Source organism: Humibacillus xanthopallidus (genome assembly GCF_006717145.1).
GTDB lineage: Bacteria > Actinomycetota > Actinomycetes > Actinomycetales > Dermatophilaceae > Humibacillus > Humibacillus xanthopallidus.
Genome location: NZ_VFQF01000001.1, coordinates 1,190,093 through 1,213,961, shown reverse-complemented (window position 1 = coordinate 1,213,961; position 23,869 = coordinate 1,190,093). Strand labels below are relative to the sequence as shown.

19 protein-coding genes are annotated in these 23,869 nt (G+C 71.1%); 12 read left to right on the top strand and 7 right to left on the bottom strand.

The features are described 5' to 3' along the window. The first annotated feature begins 35 nt into the window (after window positions 1–35). From FHX52_RS05465 to arc, 4 genes are all read left to right on the top strand, one after another. Window positions 36–1,223: a site-2 protease family protein gene (locus tag FHX52_RS05465; RefSeq protein WP_141820619.1), complete on the top strand. Its 1,188-nt coding sequence runs from the start codon at window positions 36–38 to the stop codon at window positions 1,221–1,223. A 195-nt stretch (window positions 1,224–1,418) separates the two neighbouring features. Further along, window positions 1,419–1,814 carry a single-stranded DNA-binding protein gene (locus FHX52_RS05460; protein WP_141820617.1) on the top strand — a complete coding sequence of 132 codons (396 nt, stop codon included), beginning with the start codon at window positions 1,419–1,421 and terminating at the stop codon, window positions 1,812–1,814. 11 nt (window positions 1,815–1,825) lie between these two features. Continuing rightward, window positions 1,826–2,935 carry a tRNA (adenine-N1)-methyltransferase gene (locus tag FHX52_RS05455; RefSeq protein WP_141820615.1) on the top strand — a complete coding sequence of 370 codons (1,110 nt, stop codon included), beginning with the start codon at window positions 1,826–1,828 and terminating at the stop codon, window positions 2,933–2,935. 58 nt (window positions 2,936–2,993) lie between these two features. Then, a complete protein-coding gene (arc, locus tag FHX52_RS05450) occupies window positions 2,994–4,772 on the top strand; it encodes a proteasome ATPase (protein WP_221630498.1) in 1,779 nt (592 codons plus the stop codon). 1,141 nt (window positions 4,773–5,913) lie between these two features. Here arc and FHX52_RS05445 read toward each other — a convergent pair. Then, window positions 5,914–6,696, bottom strand: coding sequence for a metallophosphoesterase family protein (locus tag FHX52_RS05445; protein WP_246069626.1), 783 nt, complete (start codon window positions 6,694–6,696; stop codon window positions 5,914–5,916). An 874-nt stretch (window positions 6,697–7,570) separates the two neighbouring features. Between FHX52_RS05445 and FHX52_RS05440 the strand changes: the two genes are divergently transcribed. Beyond that, a complete protein-coding gene (locus tag FHX52_RS05440; protein WP_141820613.1) occupies window positions 7,571–8,857 on the top strand; it encodes a M20 metallopeptidase family protein in 1,287 nt (428 codons plus the stop codon). Between the two features lie 162 nt (window positions 8,858–9,019). After that, entirely contained in the window at window positions 9,020–9,964 is a 945-nt protein-coding gene (locus FHX52_RS05435) for a cold-shock protein (protein ID WP_141820611.1), read from the top strand. A gap of 164 nt (window positions 9,965–10,128) precedes the next feature. Here FHX52_RS05435 and FHX52_RS05430 read toward each other — a convergent pair whose 3' ends face one another. Then, window positions 10,129–10,359: a hypothetical protein gene (locus tag FHX52_RS05430; RefSeq protein ID WP_141820609.1), complete on the bottom strand. Its 231-nt coding sequence runs from the start codon at window positions 10,357–10,359 to the stop codon at window positions 10,129–10,131. Between the two features lie 175 nt (window positions 10,360–10,534). Between FHX52_RS05430 and FHX52_RS05425 the strand changes: the two genes are divergently transcribed. Further along, window positions 10,535–10,765: a DUF1990 family protein gene (locus FHX52_RS05425; RefSeq protein WP_141820606.1), complete on the top strand. Its 231-nt coding sequence runs from the start codon at window positions 10,535–10,537 to the stop codon at window positions 10,763–10,765. 168 nt (window positions 10,766–10,933) lie between these two features. Here FHX52_RS05425 and FHX52_RS05420 read toward each other — a convergent pair whose 3' ends face one another. Further along, complete coding sequence (locus tag FHX52_RS05420) at window positions 10,934–13,963, bottom strand: AfsR/SARP family transcriptional regulator (protein ID WP_141820604.1); 3,030 nt, start codon at window positions 13,961–13,963, stop codon at window positions 10,934–10,936. Window positions 13,964–14,119: 156 nt separating this feature from the next. Here FHX52_RS05420 and FHX52_RS23750 point away from each other — a divergent pair, with 156 nt between their 5' ends. The 3 genes from FHX52_RS23750 to FHX52_RS05405 all read left to right on the top strand — a co-directional run bounded on the left by FHX52_RS23750 (window position 14,120) and on the right by FHX52_RS05405 (window position 16,169). Beyond that, complete coding sequence (locus FHX52_RS23750) at window positions 14,120–14,452, top strand: hypothetical protein (protein ID WP_185747091.1); 333 nt, start codon at window positions 14,120–14,122, stop codon at window positions 14,450–14,452. Window positions 14,453–14,526: 74 nt separating this feature from the next. Further along, entirely contained in the window at window positions 14,527–15,153 is a 627-nt protein-coding gene (locus FHX52_RS05410) for a hypothetical protein (RefSeq protein WP_141820600.1), read from the top strand. 71 nt (window positions 15,154–15,224) lie between these two features. Further along, on the top strand, window positions 15,225–16,169 hold the full coding sequence (locus FHX52_RS05405; protein WP_141820598.1) for an NAD-dependent epimerase/dehydratase family protein: 945 nt from the start codon (window positions 15,225–15,227) through the stop codon (window positions 16,167–16,169). Window positions 16,170–16,490: 321 nt separating this feature from the next. Here the strand turns inward: FHX52_RS05405 and FHX52_RS05400 are convergent, their stop codons facing one another. The 4 genes from FHX52_RS05400 to FHX52_RS05385 all read right to left on the bottom strand — a co-directional run bounded on the left by FHX52_RS05400 (window position 16,491) and on the right by FHX52_RS05385 (window position 19,691). After that, complete coding sequence (locus FHX52_RS05400; protein ID WP_141820596.1) at window positions 16,491–17,153, bottom strand: hypothetical protein; 663 nt, start codon at window positions 17,151–17,153, stop codon at window positions 16,491–16,493. 94 nt (window positions 17,154–17,247) lie between these two features. Continuing rightward, window positions 17,248–17,664: a DUF3054 domain-containing protein gene (locus FHX52_RS05395; RefSeq protein ID WP_141820594.1), complete on the bottom strand. Its 417-nt coding sequence runs from the start codon at window positions 17,662–17,664 to the stop codon at window positions 17,248–17,250. After that, on the bottom strand, window positions 17,661–18,653 hold the full coding sequence (locus tag FHX52_RS05390; RefSeq protein WP_141820592.1) for a ribose-phosphate diphosphokinase: 993 nt from the start codon (window positions 18,651–18,653) through the stop codon (window positions 17,661–17,663). The genes FHX52_RS05395 and FHX52_RS05390 overlap by 4 nt, the downstream gene beginning before the upstream one ends. A 39-nt stretch (window positions 18,654–18,692) precedes the next feature. Continuing rightward, on the bottom strand, window positions 18,693–19,691 hold the full coding sequence (locus tag FHX52_RS05385) for an alpha/beta hydrolase (RefSeq protein WP_141820590.1): 999 nt from the start codon (window positions 19,689–19,691) through the stop codon (window positions 18,693–18,695). 72 nt (window positions 19,692–19,763) lie between these two features. Between FHX52_RS05385 and FHX52_RS05380 the strand changes: the two genes are divergently transcribed. Next, window positions 19,764–22,277: a lysylphosphatidylglycerol synthase transmembrane domain-containing protein gene (locus FHX52_RS05380; RefSeq protein WP_246069625.1), complete on the top strand. Its 2,514-nt coding sequence runs from the start codon at window positions 19,764–19,766 to the stop codon at window positions 22,275–22,277. A 67-nt stretch (window positions 22,278–22,344) separates the two neighbouring features. After that, entirely contained in the window at window positions 22,345–23,865 is a 1,521-nt protein-coding gene (gene dop / locus FHX52_RS05375) for a depupylase/deamidase Dop (RefSeq protein ID WP_141820586.1), read from the top strand. Window positions 23,866–23,869: the final 4 nt, after the last annotated feature.

Here is a 23,869-nt window from a genome sequence, read left to right as displayed (position 1 = left end):
CCGCTCCCCACAGTCCGAAGGCATACGCTCTGGGCATGTCCACACCCGCCGGTCGCCGGTCGCCGTACGGCTGGCAGATCGGTTCGCTCGCGGGCTCGCCGATCTACCTCGGCCGATCGTGGCCGGTCATCGCCGTCGTCATCGTCGTCGTCTTCGGACCCAACCTCGCGCAGCCTGACCGCGGCCCGGAGTACGGCTACCTCGCTGCCGCTGGCTACGCGCTCCTGCTGCTGCTCTCCGTGCTGGTCCACGAGGCGGCGCACGCCCTCGCGGCCCGCTGGAGCGGGCACCCCGTCGACCGCATCGTCGCCGATGTCTGGGGTGGACACACCGTCTACGACTCGGCGCGCACGTCGCCCGGCACGACCGCCGTCATCGCGGTCGTGGGGCCGCTCGCCAACCTCGCCCTCGCCGTCATCGGCTATCTGCTGCAGTCCGTGACGACGAACGACACGGCGCTGCTCCTGCTGTCGATCATCACCCTGGCCAACCTCTTCGTCGGGGTCTTCAACCTGCTGCCGGGGCTTCCACTCGACGGGGGGCAGATTGTCAGCGCACTCGTGTGGCGGGTGACGGGTCGGCGCGGCGCGGGCTTCGTCGTCGCCGGGTGGCTGGGGCGCGCCGTCGCGGTTGCGACCGTCGCATGGTTCGTCCTCCTGCCGTTCTTGCGCGGCCAGCCCGGTGACGCCTTCGGGATGGTCTTCCCGATCGTCATCGCGGCCTTCCTCTGGCAGGGCGCGACCGGTGCCATCCGGGCCGGGCGCATCCACGAGGCCACCAGGCAACCGGCAGCGGACGTGCTCGAGCCCGTCGTCGTGCTCCCGGCCACCACGACCGTGGCGCAGGCCGACTCGGCGCTCGCCTCGGGTGCCCTCCGGCCGACCCCTGACCGCCGGGCCGCTGACGACCGGGTCTGGCTCGTCACCTCGGACGACCGGGGGTGGCCCGTCGGCGTCGTCGAACCCGGCGCCGCACAGGCCGTTCCGCTGGAGGCGCGTCCGCGCACCACCCTCTCAGCAGTCACGGTCGCCCAACCGGGCGCCTGGGTCGTGGGGGTGTCGGTGACCGACGTCCTCACCGACCTCATCCGGGTCATGAGCGAGCGCAGCCTCTCGTATGCCGTCGTCGTCGACTCGACATCGCGCTCGGTGCTCGGCCTCGCGACGGCGGACCGCATCAACGCGGTCGTCGGCGCCCAGCTCGCCCGCCGCGGCCGTCGCTGACCTGCGCGTACCTCCTGCGTCGACCCGCGCGCACCTGCGCCGCTGACCGATCCACGTCCCCGCCGCCCGTCCACACCTCCCTGGCACCCCAGGACCGTCATCCACAGACTCGCAAGCGAGCCACGACCGACCCGCGCTGTCGGGCGACGCTGGTCCCGGAGGGCTCGCAACGGTCGAGCCGGAAGGGTGGGCGAGATGGGCAGGGTTCGGCAGGACGAATCGGACGGGCCACCGGCGATCAACGAGGTCGCGCTGCGCGGCCGGGCCTCGGCACCGGGGGAGGAGCGAACGCTGCCGAGCGGCGACGTCATCGTCACGCTGAGGGTCGTCGTCCCTCGCGAGGGCACGGCGGCACGGCGGGCCGCCGGGGGCGCCGAGGTGCGACGCCCCTCCGTCGACACCATCGACGTCGTGTGCTGGACCGCCCGCACCCGTCGCGCGGCACTGCGCCTCGCTGCCGGCGACGGCGTCGAGGTGGGTGGGGCGCTGCGGCGGCGCTTCTACGGCGGCCCGGCCGGGCGCCAGAGCCGCTACGAGGTCGAGGCGGCGTCGGTCCGCAGGGTGGCGAAGGGGGCGCCGGTGGCCTCCTAGACTGTGCTCCCATGAGCGAAGCCGCGCCGACCATCCCCGCCGGGAGCGCCCACAACCGACGCGGTGTGTTCGAGGTCGGCGAGCGAATCCAGCTGACCGACCCCAAGGGCCGGCTGCACACGATCACCCTGGAGCCGGGGCGCGAGTTCCACACCCATCGCGGCTTCCTGCGTCACGACGACCTCATCGGGGCGCCGGACGGCTCGGTCGTGACGAACACCGCGGGGGTCGAGTACCTCGCCCTGCGACCGCTGCTCAGCGACTACGTCATGTCGATGCCTCGTGGGGCCGCGGTCGTCTATCCCAAGGACGCCGGCCAGATCGTGCAGATGGCCGACATCTTCCCGGGTGCGACGGTGGTCGAGGCGGGCGTGGGCAGCGGCGCGCTCTCGATGTCACTGCTCCGGGCGATCGGCGAGCACGGGCGGCTGCTCTCCTTCGAGCGCCGCGAGGACTTCGCCGAGATCGCCAAGGGCAACGGCCGCGCCTTCTTCGGCGGCGACCACCCGGCCTGGACGGTGACCGTGGGCGACCTCGTCGAGAGCCTGCCGGCCACGGTCGCGCCGGGCACGGTCGACCGCGTCGTGCTCGACATGCTGGCCCCGTGGGAGTGCCTCGAGGCCGTCGCCGACGCGCTCATCCCCGGCGGTGTCCTCATCTGCTACGTCGCGACGACCACCCAGCTGAGCCGCGTCGCCGAGGGCATGCGCCTGCACGGCGGCTTCACGGAGCCCAGCGCCTGGGAGTCGCTCGTGCGCGGTTGGCACCTCGAGGGTCTCGCGGTGCGCCCGCAGCACCGCATGCACGGCCACACCGGCTTCCTCATCACGACCCGGCGCCTCGCGCCCGGAGTCGTGCCCCCGGAGCGCACGCGGCGACCCGCGAAGGGCTCCCACCCGGTGGTGGACGGCGTCCCCGTCGGCGTGGCGGCGGGGGGCGCGGTGGGTACGGACGGCATACCGGCTGCTGAGTCCACCCCGACGACGCAGCCCGGCTCGCTCGCCGCCCTCGACGTGCCCGACGACGCGTGGACACCCGAGGCGATGGGCGAACGAGTCAAGAGCGACAAGACGATCCGCCGTGTCCGACGATCACTGACTGAAACGTCCGACGACAACTGACGACCTCGGGTTAGGGTCGAATCGTCACGGTGTGCGAGTGACGGATGAGGAGGCCGAGATGTCAGACGACGTCAGCAGCTGGAATCACGGGGGCCCCGGCGGCTCCGAGACCACCGGCTCGCCGAGCCCCGGCACGAGCGAGCGCGAGCTCGCCGCCCTGCGCTCCGAGGTCGAGGCGTTGCGCGATGCCGCGCGGGTCTCACCGCAGCGCACGCGTGAGCTCGAGGCCCGCCTCGCCCACGTGCAGACGAGCCTGTCGACGCTGTCGACCCAGAACGAGCGCCTCGTGCGCACGCTCAAGGAGGCCCGCGAGCAGATCGTCACCCTCAAGAAGGAGGTCGACCGCCTCGCACAGCCGCCGAGCACCTACGGACTCGTCATGGACGCACCCGAGGACGGCGCCGTCGACATCCTCACGGGCGGCCGCAAGATGCGCGTGGCCGTGAGCCCGTCCGTCGAGGTCGGCGAGCTCGGCCTCGGCCGCGAGGTCATGCTCAACGAGGCCCTCAACGTCGTCTCGGTGCACGGCTTCGAGCGCGTCGGCGAGGTCGTCACCGTCAAGGACAAGCTCGACGCCAACCGGGTCGTCGTCGTGACCCACGGCGACGAGGAGCGGGTCTGCCGGCTCGCCAACCCCCTGCTGGGCGAGCTCATCCGGGTCGGCGACTCGCTGACGCTCGACCCGAGGTCCAACTTCGTCCACGAGGTCATCCCGAAGCTCGAGGTCGAGGAGCTCGTCCTCGAGGAGGTGCCCGACGTCGCCTACGAGGACATCGGGGGCCTCGCCGGTCAGATCGAGCAGATCCGCGATGCCGTGGAGCTGCCGTTCCTGCACCCCGAGCTGTACAAGGAGCACGCGCTCAAGCCGCCGAAGGGCGTGCTGCTCTATGGTCCCCCCGGCTGCGGCAAGACGCTCATCGCCAAGGCTGTGGCCGCGTCGCTCGCCCGGAAGGTGGCCGAGCGCACGGGCAAGCAGACCGAAAAGAGCTACTTCCTCAACATCAAGGGCCCCGAGCTGCTCAACAAGTACGTCGGCGAGACCGAGCGGCACATCCGGCTCATCTTCCAGCGCGCTCGCGAGAAGGCCTCAGACGGCACGCCCGTCGTCGTCTTCTTTGACGAGATGGACTCGCTCTTCCGCACCCGCGGCTCCGGCGTCTCCAGCGACGTCGAGACGACGATCGTGCCCCAGCTGCTCGCCGAGATCGACGGCGTCGAGCGGCTCGACAACGTCATCGTCATCGGGGCCTCGAACCGCGAGGACATGATCGACCCCGCGATCCTGCGCCCGGGACGCCTCGACGCCAAGATCAAGATCGAGCGGCCCGACGCCGAGAGCGCCCGCGACATCTTCAGCAAGTACCTCACCGAGACCCTGCCCCTGCACGAGCACGACCTCGCCGTCCACGGCGGTGACCGTGAGGCCACCATCGAGGCGATGATCACGGCCGCTGTCGAGCGGATGTACTCCGAGATGGACGAGAACCGCTTCCTCGAGGTGACCTACCAGGGTGGCGACAAGGAGATCCTCTACTTCAAGGACTTCAACTCGGGCGCGATGATCCAGAACATCGTCGACCGCGCCAAGAAGCTCGCGATCAAGGACTTCCTGACGACGGGCCAGAAGGGCATCCGGATCGAGCACCTCATGAGCAGCTGCGTCGACGAGTTCAAGGAGAACGAGGACCTGCCCAACACGACCAACCCCGACGACTGGGCGCGGATCAGTGGCAAGAAGGGCGAGCGCATCGTCTACATCCGCACCCTCATCAAGGGCAAGGACGGCACCGAGCCGGGCCGCTCCATCGCCACGGCCAACACCGGTCAGTACCTCTAGCCCGTCCCGAGACATCAGCAAGAACGCCCTGCGACAGCGCCAGACTCTGGCCGTGGACGCAGTCAGCTGACGAGTCCGAGGTGTCCGTGTCGCTTCTTCGCGACTCAGTCGTCACGGGCCGGCCCTCGCCCGTGCCGCGACGGCGGCTCCGCTCGTTCGACTGTGGCTGCCGGTTTGCCGCGTTGGGAGCGCTGAACGAGCCAGGAGAAGGGCTGCTGCCCCCGACATACCGCGCGGGTTGCTGTGTCGCGGATTGCCGCACCTGCCGTTCGGCGGACACGACCTTGCCGATGAGCGGTACAGCCTTGACGCCCGATGAAACGCCTGCGACGTCGTCGCCACCCGAGGGCTGCCCGTGCGTTAATCCGGCATCCTCAGTGCGATGCCCCAATCCGGGTCCTCCCGACAGTGACCCCCGCACGGGTTCAGTCACATGCCCTAGTGGCCGGCGTCGTTCCCCCGCTGAGGGCCGGGCAGGTCGCGCTCGATGAGGTCGGTCTCGCCGCATCGCGTGCAGGTGCGTCGGACGGTTCGGTCCGGTAGCCGCTGTCGAGACCACCTGTGCCGAGTAGGGGTGCAGACCCAGTTGCGGTGGGCCATCGTTCGAGTGTCCTCCGGATCAGCCCAAGGCAGCGTGTTTCCGGCATTGCAGTCTCCACCAGCATGAGCGCCGCGCGGGTGTGCTGGCTGGTCACGGCGGTGAAGTTCAGCTGCCAGGAGGCCAGTGATTCAGGAAGGTGGAGCTCGGGTTCCTGCACCCCGCCGGACGCCCGTCTGGTCCGCCGTCGCAGCCGTCCAAGCAGTTCCCTGTACGGCAGATCCTGGGAGGCGACGAGTCCGATCAGGGCCGTGGCGAAGGGGTTGCCACCGAACCGGTCAGCGTCGAGGCACACACCGCCGACGGACGTTCCGTACACGACCGAGACTGGCACTTCAGACCCCGACATCGACTGACGGATCATGCGTCAACCTTTGCACCACAGGCCACCCGTGCGTCGGAGAACCTTGGCTCGTGCCACTCAAGGGGCCCCGCCGCGAGCCTGGCCTCGCGGTCGTGCTCCCCCATGGGCGTCACCCTAGCCAGCGGCGTGCGCGTTGATCGGTGATGCCGCCGAGCGTGCAGGGTTGAAGGCCTCTGGGCTCAGACGGGCCGGTCACCTTCAGGTGTGAAGGCGGCGATCGCATCGGCGTCGCTGTTGACAGCTCGGAGGTATTCATCGGCCCAGGCCTGTCGGTGCGGGTAGGCAGAGCCATTAGCCACCGCCTCGACGGCCGCGTCGATGTCCAGCTCAGTGTTCCGCAACGAGACGCTGCCGTGTTCCAGGAGCGCCCAGCTGCCGCCGGGGCGGCCGTAAGGCATTCCGATGCTGCCTGGGTTTATGACCAGACGTCGATCGACAAGGCGCACGAAGGGCATGTGGGTGTGTCCGCAAACGACGGTTCGGTGCTCTGGGGTCAGCTCGGCGAAGGCCGCTGCCCATCTGCTCAACGGCGAGTCCACGAGAACGAGCTCGTCGTCTCGGCGCGGGCTGCCGTGGCAGAACACGACCGGCCCGAACCCGTCCACGGTCACTACGAACGGGTGCGGAAGGTCGTCGAGGAGCTGCACATGCTCCTCGCGCAACTGCGCCGCGGCCCACAGGGTGACCTCGTCGGGCGGCTCGATCTGCTCGCCGCGGCGCAGCGCGACCAGCTCACGATCGGCGTTGCCCTTGACCATCTGAACCCGTTCGCCTTCGGCGCACAAACGCTCGAGCACCGGTACCGGTTGAGGGCCCGAAGCGATGTCCCCGGTGACCACGATGAGGTCCGCCTCGCGAACTGATGGATCGGCGAGCACAGCCTCAAGGACGGGCAGGACGCCGTGAACGTCGGACAATACCGCTACGGACGACACCATGATCCCGACTATCTCAGCAGCCACCGGCGGTGTGTGCTCGCTCCTGCCGCGGCGGGGGCGTTCGTCGGGCCCAGGCCGCCTTACAGCACCCCTGCGGCATCGCCCACGAGGCCCATTACTACAAGCGCACCAACGCTCCAGAGCGCAATCACGAGGCAACCCCTGGCCCAAGCGGAGACCCGACTCCCGTTCCGAACTGTGTCCCGCCAAAGCGTGCGCAGACACGGGGCCAACGACGACGACGGGCCGGAACCTGTCGCCGTCACGATGACGACACGCCAACCGCTGCGGATCACCAGAACATCGAGCGTCGATCCCCGCCCAGGTATCAGCAGACGGGATGCCGACGCCCGCTCTAGGTTCATCGTCCGCCGGCCCATCACCGTCGGCAGCTCTAGCCGACAGTCTCGCTCCCGTGCGGCTGGAAGAGACCCGACCGGCAGTACCAATGCGGGGAAGAACAGGGCGAACACGAAGGCGACGAGCAGCGCGGTCTGCGGTATCCAGTGGTCGGGCACTCCTCCAGCATCGAGTGCCGCCGACCCCCACGATGCGCGAGACACACGCGCGAGCGCTACGACGGCTGCCGTGAGCGCCCACAGGATGCGTTAACCGACAACCAACAGGGGTCGGCGAGGGGATCCATGAGCCAGGTCGGGAATCGTCGATCCTCGCGCCACGGGTGAAGTATGACCGCGTTGGCGGCCTTCAATCCAACGCACTCAGCTGCCGCGAGCCTGGCCATGCCCGAGTGCGGGTGCGGGCGGCGGTCCGACGGCCACGCACTGGGTGCCACATCCGGGGTGGACGACGTGCTCCACGACCAAGTCCCTGCTGCCCGTGCGGCGGGTGGTGTTCAATCGCCATGTGGCGGTCGACGCGGCGAGGAGGGCATTCGATGTCTGTTCTGCAGGAGTCTCTTGACCGCGAGGCCGAGCTGGCGCGGGCCGACCTGGTGGCCTGGCGGCACCATCTGCACGCGCATCCGGAGCTGTCGAACCGGGAGGTCGAGACGGCCGCGTTCGTCGCCGCGCGTCTGCGCGCTCTGGGGATGGACGAGGTGCGCACCGGGATCGCGGGGCACGGTGTCGTCGGCGTCCTGCGGGGCGGGCTGCCCGGGGGCCGGGTCGTGGCGCTCCGAGCGGACATGGACGCGCTCCCGGTCAAGGAGACGTCCGGCGTCGACTTCGCCTCCCGGGTGGTCGACGAGCACTATCCCGGCGGCCCGTTCCCGGTGGCACACGCCTGTGGTCACGACTGTCACACCGCCACCGTGCTGGCGGCTGCACGTGCCCTCGGCGCGGTGCGGGAGCAGCTACCCGGCAGCCTGCTGTTCGTGTTCCAGCCTGCCGAGGAAGGCCCACCTGTCGGTGAGATCGGCGGCGCGCAGGCGATGCTCGACTCGGGGGTGTTCGACGACCTGAGCCCTACTATGGCCTTCGGGATGCACGTGGGACCGTTGCCCAAGGGCATGGTGGGGTACCGCGCCGGCAACCAGTACGCCGCCTCGTGCCTCGTCAGGATCACCATCACCGGTCAGCAGGTCCACGCCTCGCTGCCCTGGATGGGCCTGGACCCGATGCCACCCGCTGCCGCCGTGATCACGGCCGTGGGCCAGCTCTACCGGCAGGTTCCGGCCTATGACGCGGTGACTGTCTCCATCGGCCACGTCGAGGATGTCGGGCGGTTCAACATCATCGGCCAGCAGGTCACCCTCTGGGGGACGATCCGGTGCATCGAGGAGGCGGACATGGCCCTCCTGCAGGACCACCTGCGCCGACTCGCGGACCACCACGCTGCTGCGTACGGCTGCACGGCTGAGATCACCTACGACCAGTACGTGCCCCCCGTCACCAACACGCAGGCTTGGCTCGAGGCCACACTGCCCAGCGTCCGCGCCGTCGTCGGGGACGACAACGTCGTCGAGGTACCACCGGCCATGGGCTACGACGACGTGTCGGTGCTCACGAACGCGTTCGGCGGGGTCTACCTGAACTTCGGCGTCCAGGACACGACGGTGGACGGGCAGACGCTCACCGCGCGCCCGGACGGTCGCGGACTCATCCCCAACCACAACCCCGGCTTCTACGCCGACGACGACGCCCTGACGACCAGCATGCGCATCCACACCCAGGTCGCCGTCGACCACCTGCTCGGAACTCACCCACACGACGCGCCCGGATAGAAACCACGCACCCGCCACACCGAGCACCGCGCCCGTCCCGGCGAGACCGCAGTCGCGGCACTTGTCACGGCAGTGCGAGCACTGTCGGGCGCCGGGCGCTTGTTGCAGTCCCGTCGGGGACACTGGGGGAACACCGACCGTAGCTTCGACAAGGAGTCCGCCGTGACCGAGGGAACCGTCCGCTGGTTCGATGCCGACCGGGGGTTCGGCTTCATCGCCCTCGGGCAGGAGTCAGAGGACCTGTACGTGCATGCGTCCGAGATCGTCAGCGACGACGCGATGAAGCTGCTCCGGGAGGGGCAGGTGGTCGAGTTCGAGATCGGCGAGGGGGACCGCGGCCCGCAGGCACGACGCGTCCGGGTCACAGCCGACCAAGCCTCCGATTCACCGATGGGCGTGCTCGGAACCGTCGCCTGGTACGAGCCTTCCAAGGGGTACGGCTTCATCACGCCCGACGGCGGTGGTGCCGAGATCTTCGTGCATAGTTCGGCCATCGTGGCCGGCGGCGTGGTCTCGGAGGGCCAGCGGGTGGCGTTTCTCGTGGTCGACGGGGAGAAGGGACCGCAGGCTGACCATCTGCTGCCCTTGGGAGCCCAGGCCGCCCAGCAGGCCATGGCAGCCGACGGGGCAGACGGCACCGTGTCCTGGTACGACGCGGACAAGGGATTCGGGTTCATCACCCCCGAGTCGGGCGGCCCCGATGTCTTCGTCCACGTCCGGGCGCTGGCCGACGGGCTCCCCGAGCTGGGCGAGGGGGACCGGGTGACGTACGACACCGTCGTGAGCGAGAAGGGCCCGCAGGCTCGCGACGTGCGCCTCGCGCGCAGGTCGACACCGCGGGGCGCGCCCGCGACGTCGACGACCCGCGCTCGGCCGGCATACCGGGAGGCATCCGACGTCCCGGCGCGAGGCGGTGAGGGAGTGGTCGCGCGCTACGACGCAGAGCGGGGGTTCGGCTTCATCGCCCCGGACGCGGGAGGCGCGGACCTGTTCGTGCACGTGTCCGTCCTCAGAGGCGCCGAGGCGCTGCACCAGGGCGATCGGGTCCGGTACCAGGTGCGACAGAGCGATCGAGGACCACAGGCCGACCGCGTCGAACGGGTATGAGCGGGACGGCGGTTCGGGCGGAACCGGTGTGCAGGCGCGTCCCGATCCCGTCGCACGCTGATGTCGCTCTGAGGGCGACCCACTCGCGCCCGACCTCGCGTGATCTATAAGCACTGCACCTCAGCACCGTTGGTCGATCCGCTCTGGCTGGCGGTGCACCCAGGTCACGGGATAGATCGAAAGATCTCCCGCACACCTTCGTGCGTCTCGGCGTGCGGCTCTTGGACAGCAAGACGAAGGTCGGCGGTCGCTAGGTCGAGAGGGTCCACGCCGCCGTACCCGCGGTTGAGCAGTTCCGCGACCGTCATGATCAGGCTGAATCGCCGCAGATTGCGTCCAGCGGGACTTCGGGTCCACCGAAGTTCGACGCCCACCTCGCCGTCGAGCGTGACCACCTCTACCGCCTCGAGGGAGGCGTAGTCGTCAGTGCCGGGCGCCCAGCTGCGAAGTCTCTCGACCAGGTCGAGCGCAATCGTGTAGTCGCTCAGTGCCTCATCCTTGCCTGCCGTTCAGCGTCCCGCAGGCCGTGGGGCCACGCACAACGGAGCGGCTACACCATAGGGCTAGGCCGTGGCGCACGAGCCGCGGCGCCGGGGATTCGCCTACGCCACTCTTCAGGGGCATCCGGAGTCCGGCGAAGAGCGGTTCGTTCTCGACCACGACATCGACGGAGACATCCGGTTCACCGTGACAGCGGTCTCCAGGCCGGCCTCGCAACTGGCAAGGCTCGGCGGACCCATCAGTCGGGCAGTGCAGGGCCGGATGACGCAGCGATACCTCGCAGCCCTCGACCGGCTCTGAAGCACCTGGAACTGCAGCCGTGAGCTCCTCGAGAAGTGGCACCTCCAGGTCGTTCGACTGCACAGCAGCTCGCGCCAGTTGCCTTGCCTGTGTAGGGCTGAGATGCCCGGCTGTGCGCTCCGGCGCTTGGGCCCGCACGTCCTGCACCTCCCAGATGATGGCGCCGGGTCAGCCGGCCGGACGGTCGACCCGCAGGACGAAGTCTGGCGCCGGCACCACGACCGCGTCTGCTTCACGAACCCGCTCCCTTGCTCGTCCTCCGTCGCCGGCCTCCACTGCCAGCCTCGCGAGGGCATCCAGCGCGACCTGTCGGGCGGCGGCATCCAGGTCTCGGGTAAGGAGCGCGGTGAGGGCCTGCTCGTCATCACCCATCGAGAGCAGCAGAGCCCTCGTCACCCCTGCCCTGTCCCCGCCCCCGTGGCGCAGGAACCACTCCTCGTTCGCCTGCAACAGCTCACGCGCGTGCCGCTGCTCGCCACCGGCACGCGCCAGCTGTGCGGCGTGCACCCGCAACCCGGATGCCAGCCGGCCGTCACCCACCGTGGCCGCTGCTTCGAGGGCTCCATCCACGGCGTCACTGGCAGCGGGGTCACCGACCGCCACCAGGATGCGCGCCCGCGACGCCAGGTGGAGAGCCGCCTGACCAGCGAAACCCAACATCGACGCCGCACCGGCCGCCGCCCCGAACAGCTCCGCCGCCTCGGCGAACTGCCCCTCGCCGGCCGCCACCCCGGCTAGGATGCCGCGCGCATGCACCAGCCCCCACAGATCCCCGGAGTCCTCGATGAGCCTCATCGCCGATGAGGCATGAGCACGTGCGGCCGTTGTGTCGCCCACCATCAACGACCCGTACGCCACCAGCAACAGCGCCGCACCGCACTCCCACCCCAAATCCAGCTCGCGGTAGACGGCCAGCGCCTCCGCCGCATCTGCCAGCACGTCGGCCGAGCGCCCGTCCTGGATCGCCACGATCGCACGCGTCCACGCCAGATCTGCCAGTCCGCGGCCGACTCCGGCGTCGGCAGACCCCGCCTCGGGCCCCTCCTCCTGCGAAAGGTCGGCGAGGGCTGCCGCCGCTATCTCGATGGCCTCGTGCGCAAGACTGAGGTCGCCGGCCGACGCCTCCAGCCACGCCGCCGACAAGGCAGACCGCACCCGCAGGCCGGGCACTGACCGCGGGCCGACCGCTGAGCGGAGCCGACTCGCCGCAGGAGCGCCATCACCGAGCACGGCCCACGCCCACCCCAGCCCGACAGCGATCCGTTCCCCGACCCTCTCGTCGTGCGTGCTCGCCCACCCCAGCGCGGCGTCGACGTCGGCGCGTTCGGACCTGACGAAGTCCAGCCACGACGGCTGCGCCGGTCCGCGGATCTCCTCAGCGCAGTCCTGCGCTTGCTCGGCGTACCAGGTTGCATGCGCATGCCGGGCTGCATCGAGGTCGCCGGCTCGCTCGAGGCGCTGAAGCGCGTGCGTTCGCACGCTGTCGAGCAGCCGGTACCGAGGCGTGGACACACCTGCGTCCAGCACCGTCAGGGAGCGCTCCACCAACCGGGCGAGCGAGTCGGGCACCGCTACGGACGGCACGTCGAGCGCCGCCATCACAGCCTCGGCGGCCGGCAGCGTGGCACCGTCGGCGAAGCAGGACAACGCCTGGAGGGCTCGCTGGTCGTCGGGGAACAACAAGTCGTAGCTCCATGACAGGGCTGCCTCGAGAGCGTGCCGACGGTCGGCCGGACGGGACGGGTCGCGCAGTAGCCCGAACCGGTCGTCGAGTCTGCGGGCCACCTCATCGAGCGGGAGCGACCGCACGCGCGCCGCTGCCAGCTCGAGAGCCAGGGGCAGTCCGTCGAGCGAGCCGCAGACCCGTTCCACGAGAGCCCGGTCGAGTCCCTGTGCTGCGCGCCCCCCGTCGTGCGGTGTGGACGCCTGGCGTCGTTGTTGGCGTGCCACGAGCTGCTCGAAAAGGTCCACGGCCACTGCGAGCGGCAACGGCAACACCTCGACGACTTCCTCCTCCCTGACCCCGAGCGCCATCTGGCTGGTCACGAGGACCCGCACGTGGGGCGCCGCGTCCCGGAGCCAGTCGACAAGCTCCGCAGCGGCAGTCGCCACGTGCTCGCAGCTGTCGAACACGACCAAGGTGGGTGCACCTTGTAGCCGGTCCTGCACCGCACTGGCCTCGGGAACGACGTGCAGCACGCCGGCAACGGCCTCAATGAGGTCCCCGACGCCCGCGCCGACGGGCAGGGCGTCGAGGCGCACCATCCACGCTCCACCCGCCGGCGCAGCCGCTCGCCCAGCCTCGACCGCGAGTCGCGTCTTGCCGACTCCGGCCGGCCCGACGAGCGTCACCACGGCCGGCTGCCCGAGCAGCTCAGCCACCTCGGGAAGGTCACGGTCCCGGCCCAGGAGTGGTGTGCGGGGTCGGGGGAGGTTCGTCGGCGCGACGGTCACGTCCTCACGAGACCGGGGCAGCTCCGCGTCCTGGGCAAGCAACGTGGCCTCGAGGTCCCGCAGCTGCGGGCCCGGTTCCAGCCCGAGCTCCTCGACGAGGTGTCGTCGTGCCCTCCCGTATGCCGCAAGCGCGTCTGCTTGGCGGCCGGCTCGGTACAGCGCCGTCATCAAAGCCACCCACAGCCGCTCCCGCAACGGTTGCTCGTCCACGAGGCGCTCGAGATCGGCGACGAGTTCCCCACCACCGCCGAGGGCGACGCGCGATTCCATCAGCTGTTCGACGAGGCCCCAGCGGGTCTCTGCGAGCGCGGTTCGGAGAGGTGCCGCCCAGTCGCGTTGTCCGACCAGCGGGTCTCCGCGGAACAAGGCGAGGCCTGCCGCGGCGGCGCTGACGACTTCAGCATGCCGCGCTCTCCTGGCCGCAGCGTCGGCTTGCCGTGCACGCATGGTCACCGCCGTGGCGTCGACATCGTCTGCCGGCACGTCGAGCAGGTAGGCGTCCCCGCGGCTGACGACGGCGTCCTTGTCGCCGAGCGCGCGACGGAGCTGTGAGACCTTCGAATGGAGGGTGTTGCGATCCACGGGTTCGCCCCACAGGTCCTCGATGAGGGTGTCGACTCTCACGGGGGCGCCAGGGTGCACCGCAAGCCGGACCAGCAGGTCCGTGGTCTTGCCGGAGGGGAGTGGCAGCCGAACGCCGTCCCGAGTGGCTTTGACCTCGCCCAGGACGGCGATGGTGAGCACGCGGTCAGCCTAGTGACACCGGCCTCCGGTGCCCAGAGCCCGCACTGCCCGGAGCCCGCGACGCCCGGCCGGCCGCGGCGCCCGCCCGCCCGCGGCGTCCGAGGAGGCGTCAGTCGTCGTCAGCGGTTCGTCAGCGGTCGCGCGCAACCTCAGATCATGGCTCACGACGATCAGCACCTGCTTCTCCGACTGGTCGGCGACGATCGGGACGCCGAGGCCCAGGTCATCGCGCGTGCAGCACACGAACGCGACGGGGCTCAGCCGCCCAACGTCCCGCTCCTCGTCGCGGCAGCCGTCCTCACCCAGGACGGCGGCTTCATGGATCTGGCCGCCGACACAGCCACCCAACCGCGCGACCGACAGCTCGTCGCACTCGGGCAGCTGCAGCTTCACGGTGACCGCGACCTGTTCGACGCGCTCGTGCGCGACCACCTCGCCACCTACCCCGACCAGCTGCTCGCCTCCTGGCTCGCCGCGCGACCCCACTGACCCCGCTGACCCCACTGACCCCACTGACCCCACTGACCCCACTGACCCGGCCGCCCTCACTGAAGGAGACCCCCATGTCCACACCCGCTCCCGCGGCCCCCACCGACAACGCCAGCGCCCGTCCTGCACCGGACGCTCGCCGGCGGCGCTCGGGCCGCGCCGTGTTCCTCCGCTGGATGATCTCGTTCCCCGGGTTCCCGCTGGGCGGGCTCGCCGCGATGCTGCTCGTGGGCCCCGTCGACTCGGTGCGCGCTGCCCTGCTCGGCGGGATGGTCACCGGCACCGTCCTCGGTGCGGCCCAGGGCATCGGGCGACGCCTCAGCCTCCGCGGCGCCGCCATGTGGGCTGCCGCCACCGCCGCGGGACTCGGCGTCGGCCTCGCAGCAGGCGCCACCGCGGTCGGCTACGGCACCGAGCTCACCGACCTCGTCATCCAAGGCCTCATCTGTGGCGTCGCCGTCGGCCTCGCCCAGAGCGTCGTGCTCGCACGCAACGAACCCCGCTCGCACGGCCGGTCCCGGGTCTGGCTGGTCTACGTCTGGCCCGCGTACCTCAGCCTCGCCTGGGCGCTCGGCTGGACCCTCACCACCCTCGTCGGCGTCCGGGTGGACGACCAGTTCACCGTCTTCGGTGCTGCCGGAGCCATCACCGTCACCGCCCTCACCTCCGTACTGCCGCTCCTGCACGGCCGCGCCGACTGACTCCGGCGCGACCCGAGCTGCACGCGCCGCCCCCCTCACTCATCGCCCACCCACGCACAGAAGGACCAGCCATGTCACGTCACGTCGTCTTTGGAACCGGTCAGGTTGGCCACCCCCTCGTCACTCACCTCGCCGCCGCAGGCCACGACGTCATCGCGGTCAACCGCAACGGCAGCGGCACCTTCCCCGGAGCCCGGGTCGTCGGCGGCGACGCCACCGATCCCCAGTTCACCGCCGACGTCTGCGAGGGTGCTGACGCCGTCTACTTCTGCCTCAACGCGCTCAACTACGAGCGTTGGGCCGAGCAGTTCCCGCCTCTGCAGCGCGGCGTCCTCGCCGGCGCCCGCCATGCCAGAGCGCGGCTCGTCGTCCTCGACAACCTCTACTCCTACGGCCCGACCAACGGTGCCCCGCTCGTCGAGACCATGGCACCCAACCCCACCTCGACGAAGTCCGCCACCCGCGCCGCCATGACCGAGGAGCTCCTCGCCGCCGACGCGGCCGGTGACGTCGAGGTCGCCATCGGCCGCGCGTCCGACTACTTCGGACCCGGAGCCACGCGCTCCGCGCTCGGCGAGACCGTCTTCGTGCCCGCCCTGCGCGGGAAGACAGCCCAGGTCATGGGCGACCCCGACCAGCCGCACAGCTACTCCTACACCGAGGACGTCGCCGCGGGGCTGGTCACCCTCGGTACCCGTCCCGAAGCACCCGGTCAGATCTGGCACCTCCCCGTCGACCGGGCACCCACCACCCGCTCCCTCATCACGATCGTGTACACCGACGCCGGCATGAGGCCGCGCCTCATGGCCGCCGGCTGGCTCACCCTCCGTGCCACAGGCGTGGCCAAGCCCGCCATGCGCGAGTACCTCCACACGCTCTACCAGTTCACCGACCCGTGGGTTGTCGACGACTCGAAGTTCCGCCACGCCTTCGGCGACACCGCAACGCCGCTGCGTGGGGCGCTCGGCGACACTCTCGCCTGGTACCGAGGCCGCGCCCCCGCCCACGCGGTCTGATCAGCGACCGTCCATTCCGGCCGCTCCCCACAGCCCCGCTTACTGCGCCCACCTACAGCCACCCCCACAGGAGCTCTCATGTCCACGCCAGCGAAGCCCACCACCCACATCATCGACAGACCCGCGCTCGACCCGCAGAACGCCCGCCGCGCTGCCACCGCCCTCGCGCTTGCCGCCCTCCTCGCGACCGCCGGCTTCACCGTCCTTGGCTCGGTGTTCGAGTACCCGCAGATCCTCGACGAGCCCGTTGCCGCGATCCTGGCCCTCTACCGCGGCCACCAGGGTGCGGTGATGACCTGGTTCGCCGTCCTCGTCGTCAGCTCAGCGCTCCTCGCCCCCGCAGGCATCTGGCTCGGGCGGCTCGCCGGAGGCACCCTCGGCCGATGGACGTGTCCCCTTCGGTTCGCCGTCGTGCAGCAGCACGTCGCGGAACCGGTGGCCTGACTCCGGAAGCGGAACGCTGGCGATCACCGCGTGCGCTGGGCTGCGGCGCCAGCACCAGACCACCTCGGTGTTCCCGTACGCGGGCTGCACTTCCAGCGCGAGCGACGCCCGGTCAGGGTTGAGGCGAATCGGCGCCATCCCGAAGTCGACGTCGATCTCCTCCACTCCGTCACCGATGCCGGTGATGCCGTATGCCGTCCACGCACGACGAGCTGACGCCCAGTCACCGAGGGCGGTCGCGGCGATGCCGAGGTTCCAGGCGGCCGGGTTGGCCCCGTCGAACTCGTGCCGCTCCGCCTCGCCGAACAGCTCCAGCGCGCGGGCGTTCCAGGCCCGGCACCGCGTCCAGTCCCGTCGCGCCTTCGCGTGCAGACCGGCCTCGAACCAGGCGGCGAAGGCTGTGGGCGCAGCCATCGTCATCGCCTCCGCGCACGACCCGGCACGCTCCACATCACCGGCCGCGTTCGCGTCCATCCAGTCGGCCCAGATGCTGCGGGGCGAGCCTGGCGGCTGCTGTTGGTCCGAACCCTGTGACGTCATGCCCGCAGTCTGCCCAGCCGGTGCCCGTGAAGGCGGGTAAGCAAGCTCCTGCCGCGACCCGCCCGATCCCAGGCTGACGCTGTCGTCGCCTCCCTCAGGTATGCCGCGCAGGCCGGCCTGCTGCGCGCCGGGTGGCTCGGCCCGCGGCATACGCTCCCAAGGCACGCCAGCCGAGGAGAAAGGCCGCGAGCACCACCGAGGCCACGAGGACGAAGCTGACGGCCGTGCCGTGACCGGTGGCCTGGCGCAGCACCATCCCGATGAGCAGGGTGGAGAACCACACCGTGATGCCCGGCCCGACCTCGAGCGGCCACGCCTTGCGCAGCAGCCGGACGACCGCCCAGCCGACGACGGTGCCCACGAGGAAGGGCCACGCGGTGAGGAGGGCACCGACGAGGGGGTTCGCCTCGTCGTGGCTGGCCCGGCCGACGGCCGCGAACACGATGACGAGCACGACGTCGAGGGCGAACCCGACGAGGGGACGGCGCAGGAGGGCGACAGCGGTGCTCATGACGGCGTGTCGTCGAACGGGAGCTTGGCCTGCGGGGGTGCATGCGTCGGGTCGACTCCCTCGAAGAGCGAGCTCACCGACCGACCGTGGTGGATCCGGCTGATCGCCTCGGCGAAGAGAGCCGAGACGGAGCGCACGGTGAGCTCGGGCCACGCGGGCGGCGGCGGGACCGTGTCGGTCGTGACGACCTCCGTGACGAACGGGTGGTCCCGAAGGCGCTCGACCGCCTTGCCCGCGAAGAGCCCGTGGGTGCAGACGATCGACGCCTCGGTCGTGCCGGCGTCCTTGAGGCGGTCCATGAGCTCGAGCATGGAGCCACCCGTCGCGATCTCGTCGTCGAGCACGATGGCTCTGCGCCCCGCGACGTCTCCCACGATGGAGTCGATGACGACCCGGTCGTCGGAGATGCGCTGCTTGGCCCCGGCGGCCACGGGTAGGCCGAGCAACCGGGCGAACTGCGTCGCCACCTTCGCGTTGCCGAGGTCGGGGCTGACGACGATGCAGTCGGTGAGATCGGTGCCGCGGTAGTGGTCGGCGAGCACCCCGATGGCCGTGAGGTGGTCGACCGGGGTGGAGAAGAAGCCGTGCACCTGGGGCGCATGGAGCGCCATCGTCAGCACCCGGTGGGCGCCGGCGGTCGAGATCATGTCAGCGACGAGCCGACCTCCGAGGGAGATGCGCGAGGCGTCCTTCTTGTCGGAGCGGGCATAGGCGTAGTGCGGCATGACCGCCGTGATCTGCGCGGCCGAGGCGCCCCGGGCGGCGTCGATCATGAGGAGCAGCTCCATGAGGTGCTCCTGGGTCGGCGGCACGAGCGGCTGCACGATGTAGACGTCGCGCTGGCGGCAGTTGGCCAGCAGCTGCGCCTGGAGGCAGTCGTTGCTGAAGCGCTTGATGTCCACGGGCGACCGGCTCACCCCGAGGTGGCCGCAGATCTTGTCGGCGAGGGCCGGGTGGGCCGACCCGCTGAACACGACGACGTCATTCACTCCGAGCCAGCTCTCTCGAGGTTCGCGTGCGCCTCGACCCTAGCCGACCCGCGGTCGGTGCGCGTGCCGCGCGACCCAGCTGATGAGCTCGTCACACGGCGCCCACCGGGCGGCCGTCGCCCCCGGGAAGCTGAGGAATCCGTGGGGGACCCGCAGGTAGTTCGTCAGGGTCACCTCGACGCCGGCCTCGCTCAGGGCCCGGGCGTAGGCCGCGCCGTCGTCGCGCAGGGGGTCGAGGTCCGCCGTCTGCACGAGTGCAGGTGGCAGGCCGGCGAGGTCGGCGGCATACAGCGGGGAGACGAGCGGGTCGTGCCGGTCGAGGGCGTCGGGACCCTCACCGATGTAGTGCGCGAGGAAGGTCTCCATGTCGGCCCGCGTGAGCACCGCCGCGTCGGCGTGCTCGGCCACCGACGGCTGGCTCATCGTGGCGTCGACCGCCGGGTAGACGAGGCCATGGTGGGTGATCTGCGCTCCGCCCTCGGAGCGCACGACCTGGGTGACGACCGCGGCGAGGTTGGCCCCCGCAGAGTCGCCCGCCACGCCGATCCCGTCCGGGCGAGCCCCGAGGCCAGACCCGGCGGCAGCCACCCAGCGCACGGCGTCGACGCAGTCGAGCGCGGCCTGCGGCGCCCGGAACTCCGGCGCGAGCCGGTAGTCGACGCTGACGACGAGCACCCCGGCGCCGTGGGCGAGGGCGCTGCACACCGGGTCGTAGGACTGGGTGTTGCCGAGCACCCACCCGCCGCCGTGGAACCAGACGAGGACCGGGAGGGGCCCGGCGCCGGCGCCGACCGGACGGTAGGTGCGGACCGCGACCGCGTGTCCGTCGCGAGCGCGAAACGCGGTCGTGCCGACGCTGACGTCGCGACGGACGCGCCCGGTGATCCAGCTGTAGGGCGCCCGCGCGGGTGTGGTCCACTCGCGCACGCGGGGGATGTCTCGGGCGTCGATGCTGCTGATCGACCCTCGCTCACGCGCGACGGCCCGAGCGACGAGCCGGGTGCGCAGGGGCATGTCCCAGGAGCTGCTCTGCTTCACGCCACGCAGTCTCGCACGGCGCGCAGGGCCGCCTTGCGGGGTGCTCGCCCTCCCGTCAGGCAGGATGATGGGGTGCCCAGCGCAGACGAGCCCCACGAGAGCGGTGAACCCAGCCCCGACCCGGGGGAGCGGGGCCGGCCGGTCGAGCTCGTCGAGCCGGCCGACCGTGACGACCCGGAGTTCCCCGACCACGCCGCCGAGCACGACGAACCAGTCGACCCGGCAGCAGCGGTAGAGGTCATCGAACCCCCGATCCCCGACCGGGTGCGACGGCCCGCGGATGCCGTGCGCCTCGTCGTCGTGACGCTGCTCCTCGTGCTCGGCTTCGTCCTCGCCGACCTCGCGGTGGGCACCCGCGGCGCGGTCGAGCAGGACCTCGCCGAGGCGACCGGGGGGCTGCCGCGCATCCTGCTGACGCTGCTCGCGTGGCTGAGCGGACTCGGCGCGGTGCTCCTGCCCATCGCGGTGGGCGCCGACCTGCTCGTGCGCCGCCGCCCGCTCCAGCTCGTGCAGGCCCTCGGAGCCGCCGTCGTCGGCGGCATCCTCGTCATCATCTGCGTCGCCCTCGTGACGACCGGGCACGGCGGCTTCCTCACCGACGTGCTCTCCCGTCCCACGTCGACCGGGCAGAGCCCGCCCCTCGACATCGTCGTCGTCTCGATGATCGCTCTGCTCACCGTCGCCGACATCGCGGGCCGCAAGTGGATCTCGCCGATCGCGACCGCCGTCGTCGCCGCGACGGTCCTCACGACCTTCCTCTCCGGTCTAGTCACGCTGACGGCGCTCATCTGCTCACTCCTGCTCGGCTGGCTCGTGGGGCTCGCCTTCCGCGTCGGTTTCGGTGCCGTCTCGACCCGCCCGCCCGGGGTCGACGTGGCGCGGGTCCTGCTCGACACCGGCGTGCCGCTCGAGCGCCTCCGGCTCGTCGACGCCAACGCCGCCGGCGACAGGCGGTATGCCGGCACGACCGAGAGCGGGTCGGTCGACGTCCACGTCATCGACCGAGACACCTTCGGCCTCGCGTCGGGGCGGCGTCTGCTGCGCGCCGTCCGCCTGCGCAGCGGCTTCTCCCGGCCTCCCGCCGTGACCCTGCGCGCCGAGCTCGAGCACCGGACGCTCATGGGGTTGCTGCTCGCCGACGCCGGCATCCACGCGCCCCGGCCGGTGGCCGTCTCCGAGGTGGGCCCGTTCGCCGCGGTGATCGCCTACGTCGAGCCTCAGGGGGTCACCCTGGCCGAGCTCGACGACCTCGACGACGAGCAGCTGGCCCAGGTCTGGCGGCTCGTGCAGACCCTGCACCGGCGCCGCATCGCCCACCGCGGCCTCAGCCGCCGCGCCGTGCTCATCGACGCCGAGGGACGCGTCGGGCTGCGCACGCTCGGTGCGGGTGACCTCGCTGCCGACGACATCACCCTGCGCATCGACCTCGCCCAGCTGCTGACCAGCGTCGCCATCGTCGTCGGACCGAAGCGCGCGGTCTCCTCGGCGGTCGACGCGCTCGGCCAGGAGGCCGTGGTGCGCGCCGTGCCGGTGCTCCAGTCGGTCGCGCTCACCCCCGACACCCGGAGGGCGCTCAAGGAGCGCAGGGGCCTGCTCGGAGAGCTGCGCGACGAGCTCATGAAGCTGCGGCCCTCCACGGAGCAGGTCGCTCCCGTCGAGCTGCGCCGCGTCACCCTGAGATCCGTCGTCACCCTCATCGGTGGGGTCGTGGCGGGCTACCTCGTGCTCACCCAGCTGGCGCAGGTCGACCTCGGAGAGGTGATCAGCACCGCCCAGTGGGAGTGGGTCATCGTCCTCGTCGTCTTCGCCGCGGCGACGTTCGCCGGGGCCTCGATCGCCCTCGCCGGCGCGGTGCAGATCCACCTGCGGTTCATCCGCACCTACATGACCCAGCTCGCGGTCGCCTTCAGCGGGCTCGTTGCGCCGGCGGCCGTCGGCAACATCGCCCTCAACACCCGCTACCTGCAGACCTCGGGCCTCCCGCCGGCGGTCGCCGGCGCGAGCGTCGGTGTGGCGCAGGTGGCCCAGTTCTGCTCGTACTTCGTGCTTCTCGTCGTCGCAGGCGTGCTCGCCGGCACCGGCCCGGCGGTCTCGTTCAGCCCGTCGCCCGTGCTCGTCGCCGGGATCCTCGCGGTCGTCATCATCGCCATCGGGCTGCTCGCCGTGCCCAAGGTGCGCGGCCTCATCACCGACCGGGTGATGCCGCAGATCCGCTCCGCGGTGCCGCAGGTGCTCGCGACCTTCCAGCACCCGAGGAAGGTCGCGCAGCTGCTCGGTGGTGCTCTGCTGCTCGACCTCTCCTTCGTGGCCTCGCTCGTCTGCGCCACCCGGGCGTTCGGCTCCGACGCGGCCATCCCCGCGGTCGCCGTCGTCTACTTCGCCGGGGCCATCATCGGCTCGGCCGTGCCGACCCCCGGCGGTCTCGGCGGCATCGAGGCGGCGATGTCGGCGGGCCTCATCGCGATCGGCGTGCCGGGCGGCACCGCGGTTTCGGCGGTCCTGCTCTACCGGCTCGCGACCTACTGGCTGCCCATCCCGTTCGGCTGGTTCTCACTCAATCGCCTCCAGAGGCTCGGCGCGATCTGAGCCCGGCACGGCGGCATACGGCGGGCGGGGGAGAGGCAGCGACCCGGCGCCGGTTATCGTCCTGACCATGACGGTGCGGCGGATCATGGGGCTCGAGACCGAGTACGGCATCTCGGTGCCGGGCGACCCGATGGCCAACCCGATGTTCCTCTCGGGGCAGGTGATCAGCGTGTATGCCGCCGCGCAGGGGATCCGGTCCAACCAGTCGAGCTGGGACTACGCGTTCGAGGACCCCCTGCGCGACGCGCGCGGGTGGCAGCTCGACCGGCTCTCCGCCGACCCCAGCCAGCTCACCGACATCGAGGACCCGACCCTCGCCAACGTCGTGCTCACCAACGGCGCCCGCTACTACGTCGACCACGCCCACCCGGAGTACAGCTCGCCGGAGGTGACCCTGCCTCGCGACGCCGTCACCTGGGACCGCGCCGGTGACGCCATCGCGCTCGAGTCGGTGCGCCTGCTCGCCTCCCGTCCGGGGCAGCCGCCGGTCAACCTCTACAAGAACAACGCCGACGGCAAGGGCCAGTCCTACGGCACGCACGAGAACTACCTCATGCCGCGACGTACCGCCTTCCCCGACATCGTGCGCCACCTCATCCCGTTCTTCGTCACCCGGCAGGTCGTCTGCGGCGCCGGCCGGGTGGGGCTGGGCGTCGACAGCAGGGGAGCGGGCTACCAGATCTCCCAGCGCGCCGACTTCTTCGAGACCGAGGTCGGTCTCGAGACGACGCTCAAGCGGCCGATCATCAACACCCGCGACGAGCCGCACGCCGTGGCCGACCGCTACCGCCGCCTGCACGTCATCATCGGCGACGCCAACCTGCTCGACGTCGCAGGCCTGCTCAAGGTCGGCACGACCTCGCTCGTGCTCGGCATGATCGAGGACGGCCACCTGACCGAGGACTGGTCGGTCCGACGCCCGGTCGCGGCGCTGCAGACCGTGTCGCACGACCCCTCCCTGCAGGCCACCGTCGAGCTCGTCGACGGCCGTGTCATGACCGCACTCGACGTGCAGTGGCTCTACCTCGAGGCCGCCCAGCGCTGGCTCGAGCTGCGCGGTGACGACCCCGAGCCCGAGGCCACGACCGAGGTGATGACGCTGTGGGAGGACGTGCTGACGCGACTCGGCCGCGACGTCATGTCCTGCGCGGGGATGCTCGACTGGGTGACGAAGCTCCAGCTCCTCGAGGGCTTCCGCACCCGTGACGGCCTCGCCTGGGACGACCACCGCCTCGCCGCCGTCGACATCCAGTGGGCCGACGTGCGCCCCGAGAAGGGGCTCGTGCACCGCCTCCGCGACCGGGGCCGCACCGTCGACCTCATCACGCCCGCGCAGGTCCGCGCTGCTCAGACGACGCCGCCCGAGGACACCCGCGCGTGGTTCCGGGGTAGCTGCGTGCGTCGCTTCGGGGCCGAGGTGTTCTCGGCCAGCTGGGACTCCGTGGTCTTCGACGTGCCCGGCCACGCGAGCCTGCAGCGGGTGCCGATCCTCGAGCCGGAGCGCGGCACCCGGGCGCAGGTCGGGACGCTCCTCGAGGACAGCGCGGACGTGACCGCCCTGCTCCGAGGGCTGGCGACACCTGACTGACCCC

Bases quoted from the DNA above. Each gene is read 5' to 3' on its own strand.
- dop (WP_141820586.1), top strand. From the start codon at position 22,345: ATGACGGTGCGGCGGATCATGGGGCTCGAGACCGAGTACGGCATCTCG.
- FHX52_RS05400 (WP_141820596.1), bottom strand. From the start codon at position 17,153: ATGACGTCACAGGGTTCGGACCAACAGCAGCCGCCAGGCTCGCCCCGC.
- arc (WP_221630498.1), top strand. From the start codon at position 2,994: ATGTCAGACGACGTCAGCAGCTGGAATCACGGGGGCCCCGGCGGCTCC.
- FHX52_RS05405 (WP_141820598.1), top strand. From the start codon at position 15,225: ATGTCACGTCACGTCGTCTTTGGAACCGGTCAGGTTGGCCACCCCCTC.
- FHX52_RS05395 (WP_141820594.1), bottom strand. From the start codon at position 17,664: ATGAGCACCGCTGTCGCCCTCCTGCGCCGTCCCCTCGTCGGGTTCGCC.
- FHX52_RS23750 (WP_185747091.1), top strand. From the start codon at position 14,120: ATGGCTCACGACGATCAGCACCTGCTTCTCCGACTGGTCGGCGACGAT.
- FHX52_RS05465 (WP_141820619.1), top strand. From the start codon at position 36: ATGTCCACACCCGCCGGTCGCCGGTCGCCGTACGGCTGGCAGATCGGT.
- FHX52_RS05440 (WP_141820613.1), top strand. From the start codon at position 7,571: ATGTCTGTTCTGCAGGAGTCTCTTGACCGCGAGGCCGAGCTGGCGCGG.
- FHX52_RS05460 (WP_141820617.1), top strand. From the start codon at position 1,419: ATGGGCAGGGTTCGGCAGGACGAATCGGACGGGCCACCGGCGATCAAC.
- FHX52_RS05410 (WP_141820600.1), top strand. From the start codon at position 14,527: ATGTCCACACCCGCTCCCGCGGCCCCCACCGACAACGCCAGCGCCCGT.
- FHX52_RS05455 (WP_141820615.1), top strand. From the start codon at position 1,826: ATGAGCGAAGCCGCGCCGACCATCCCCGCCGGGAGCGCCCACAACCGA.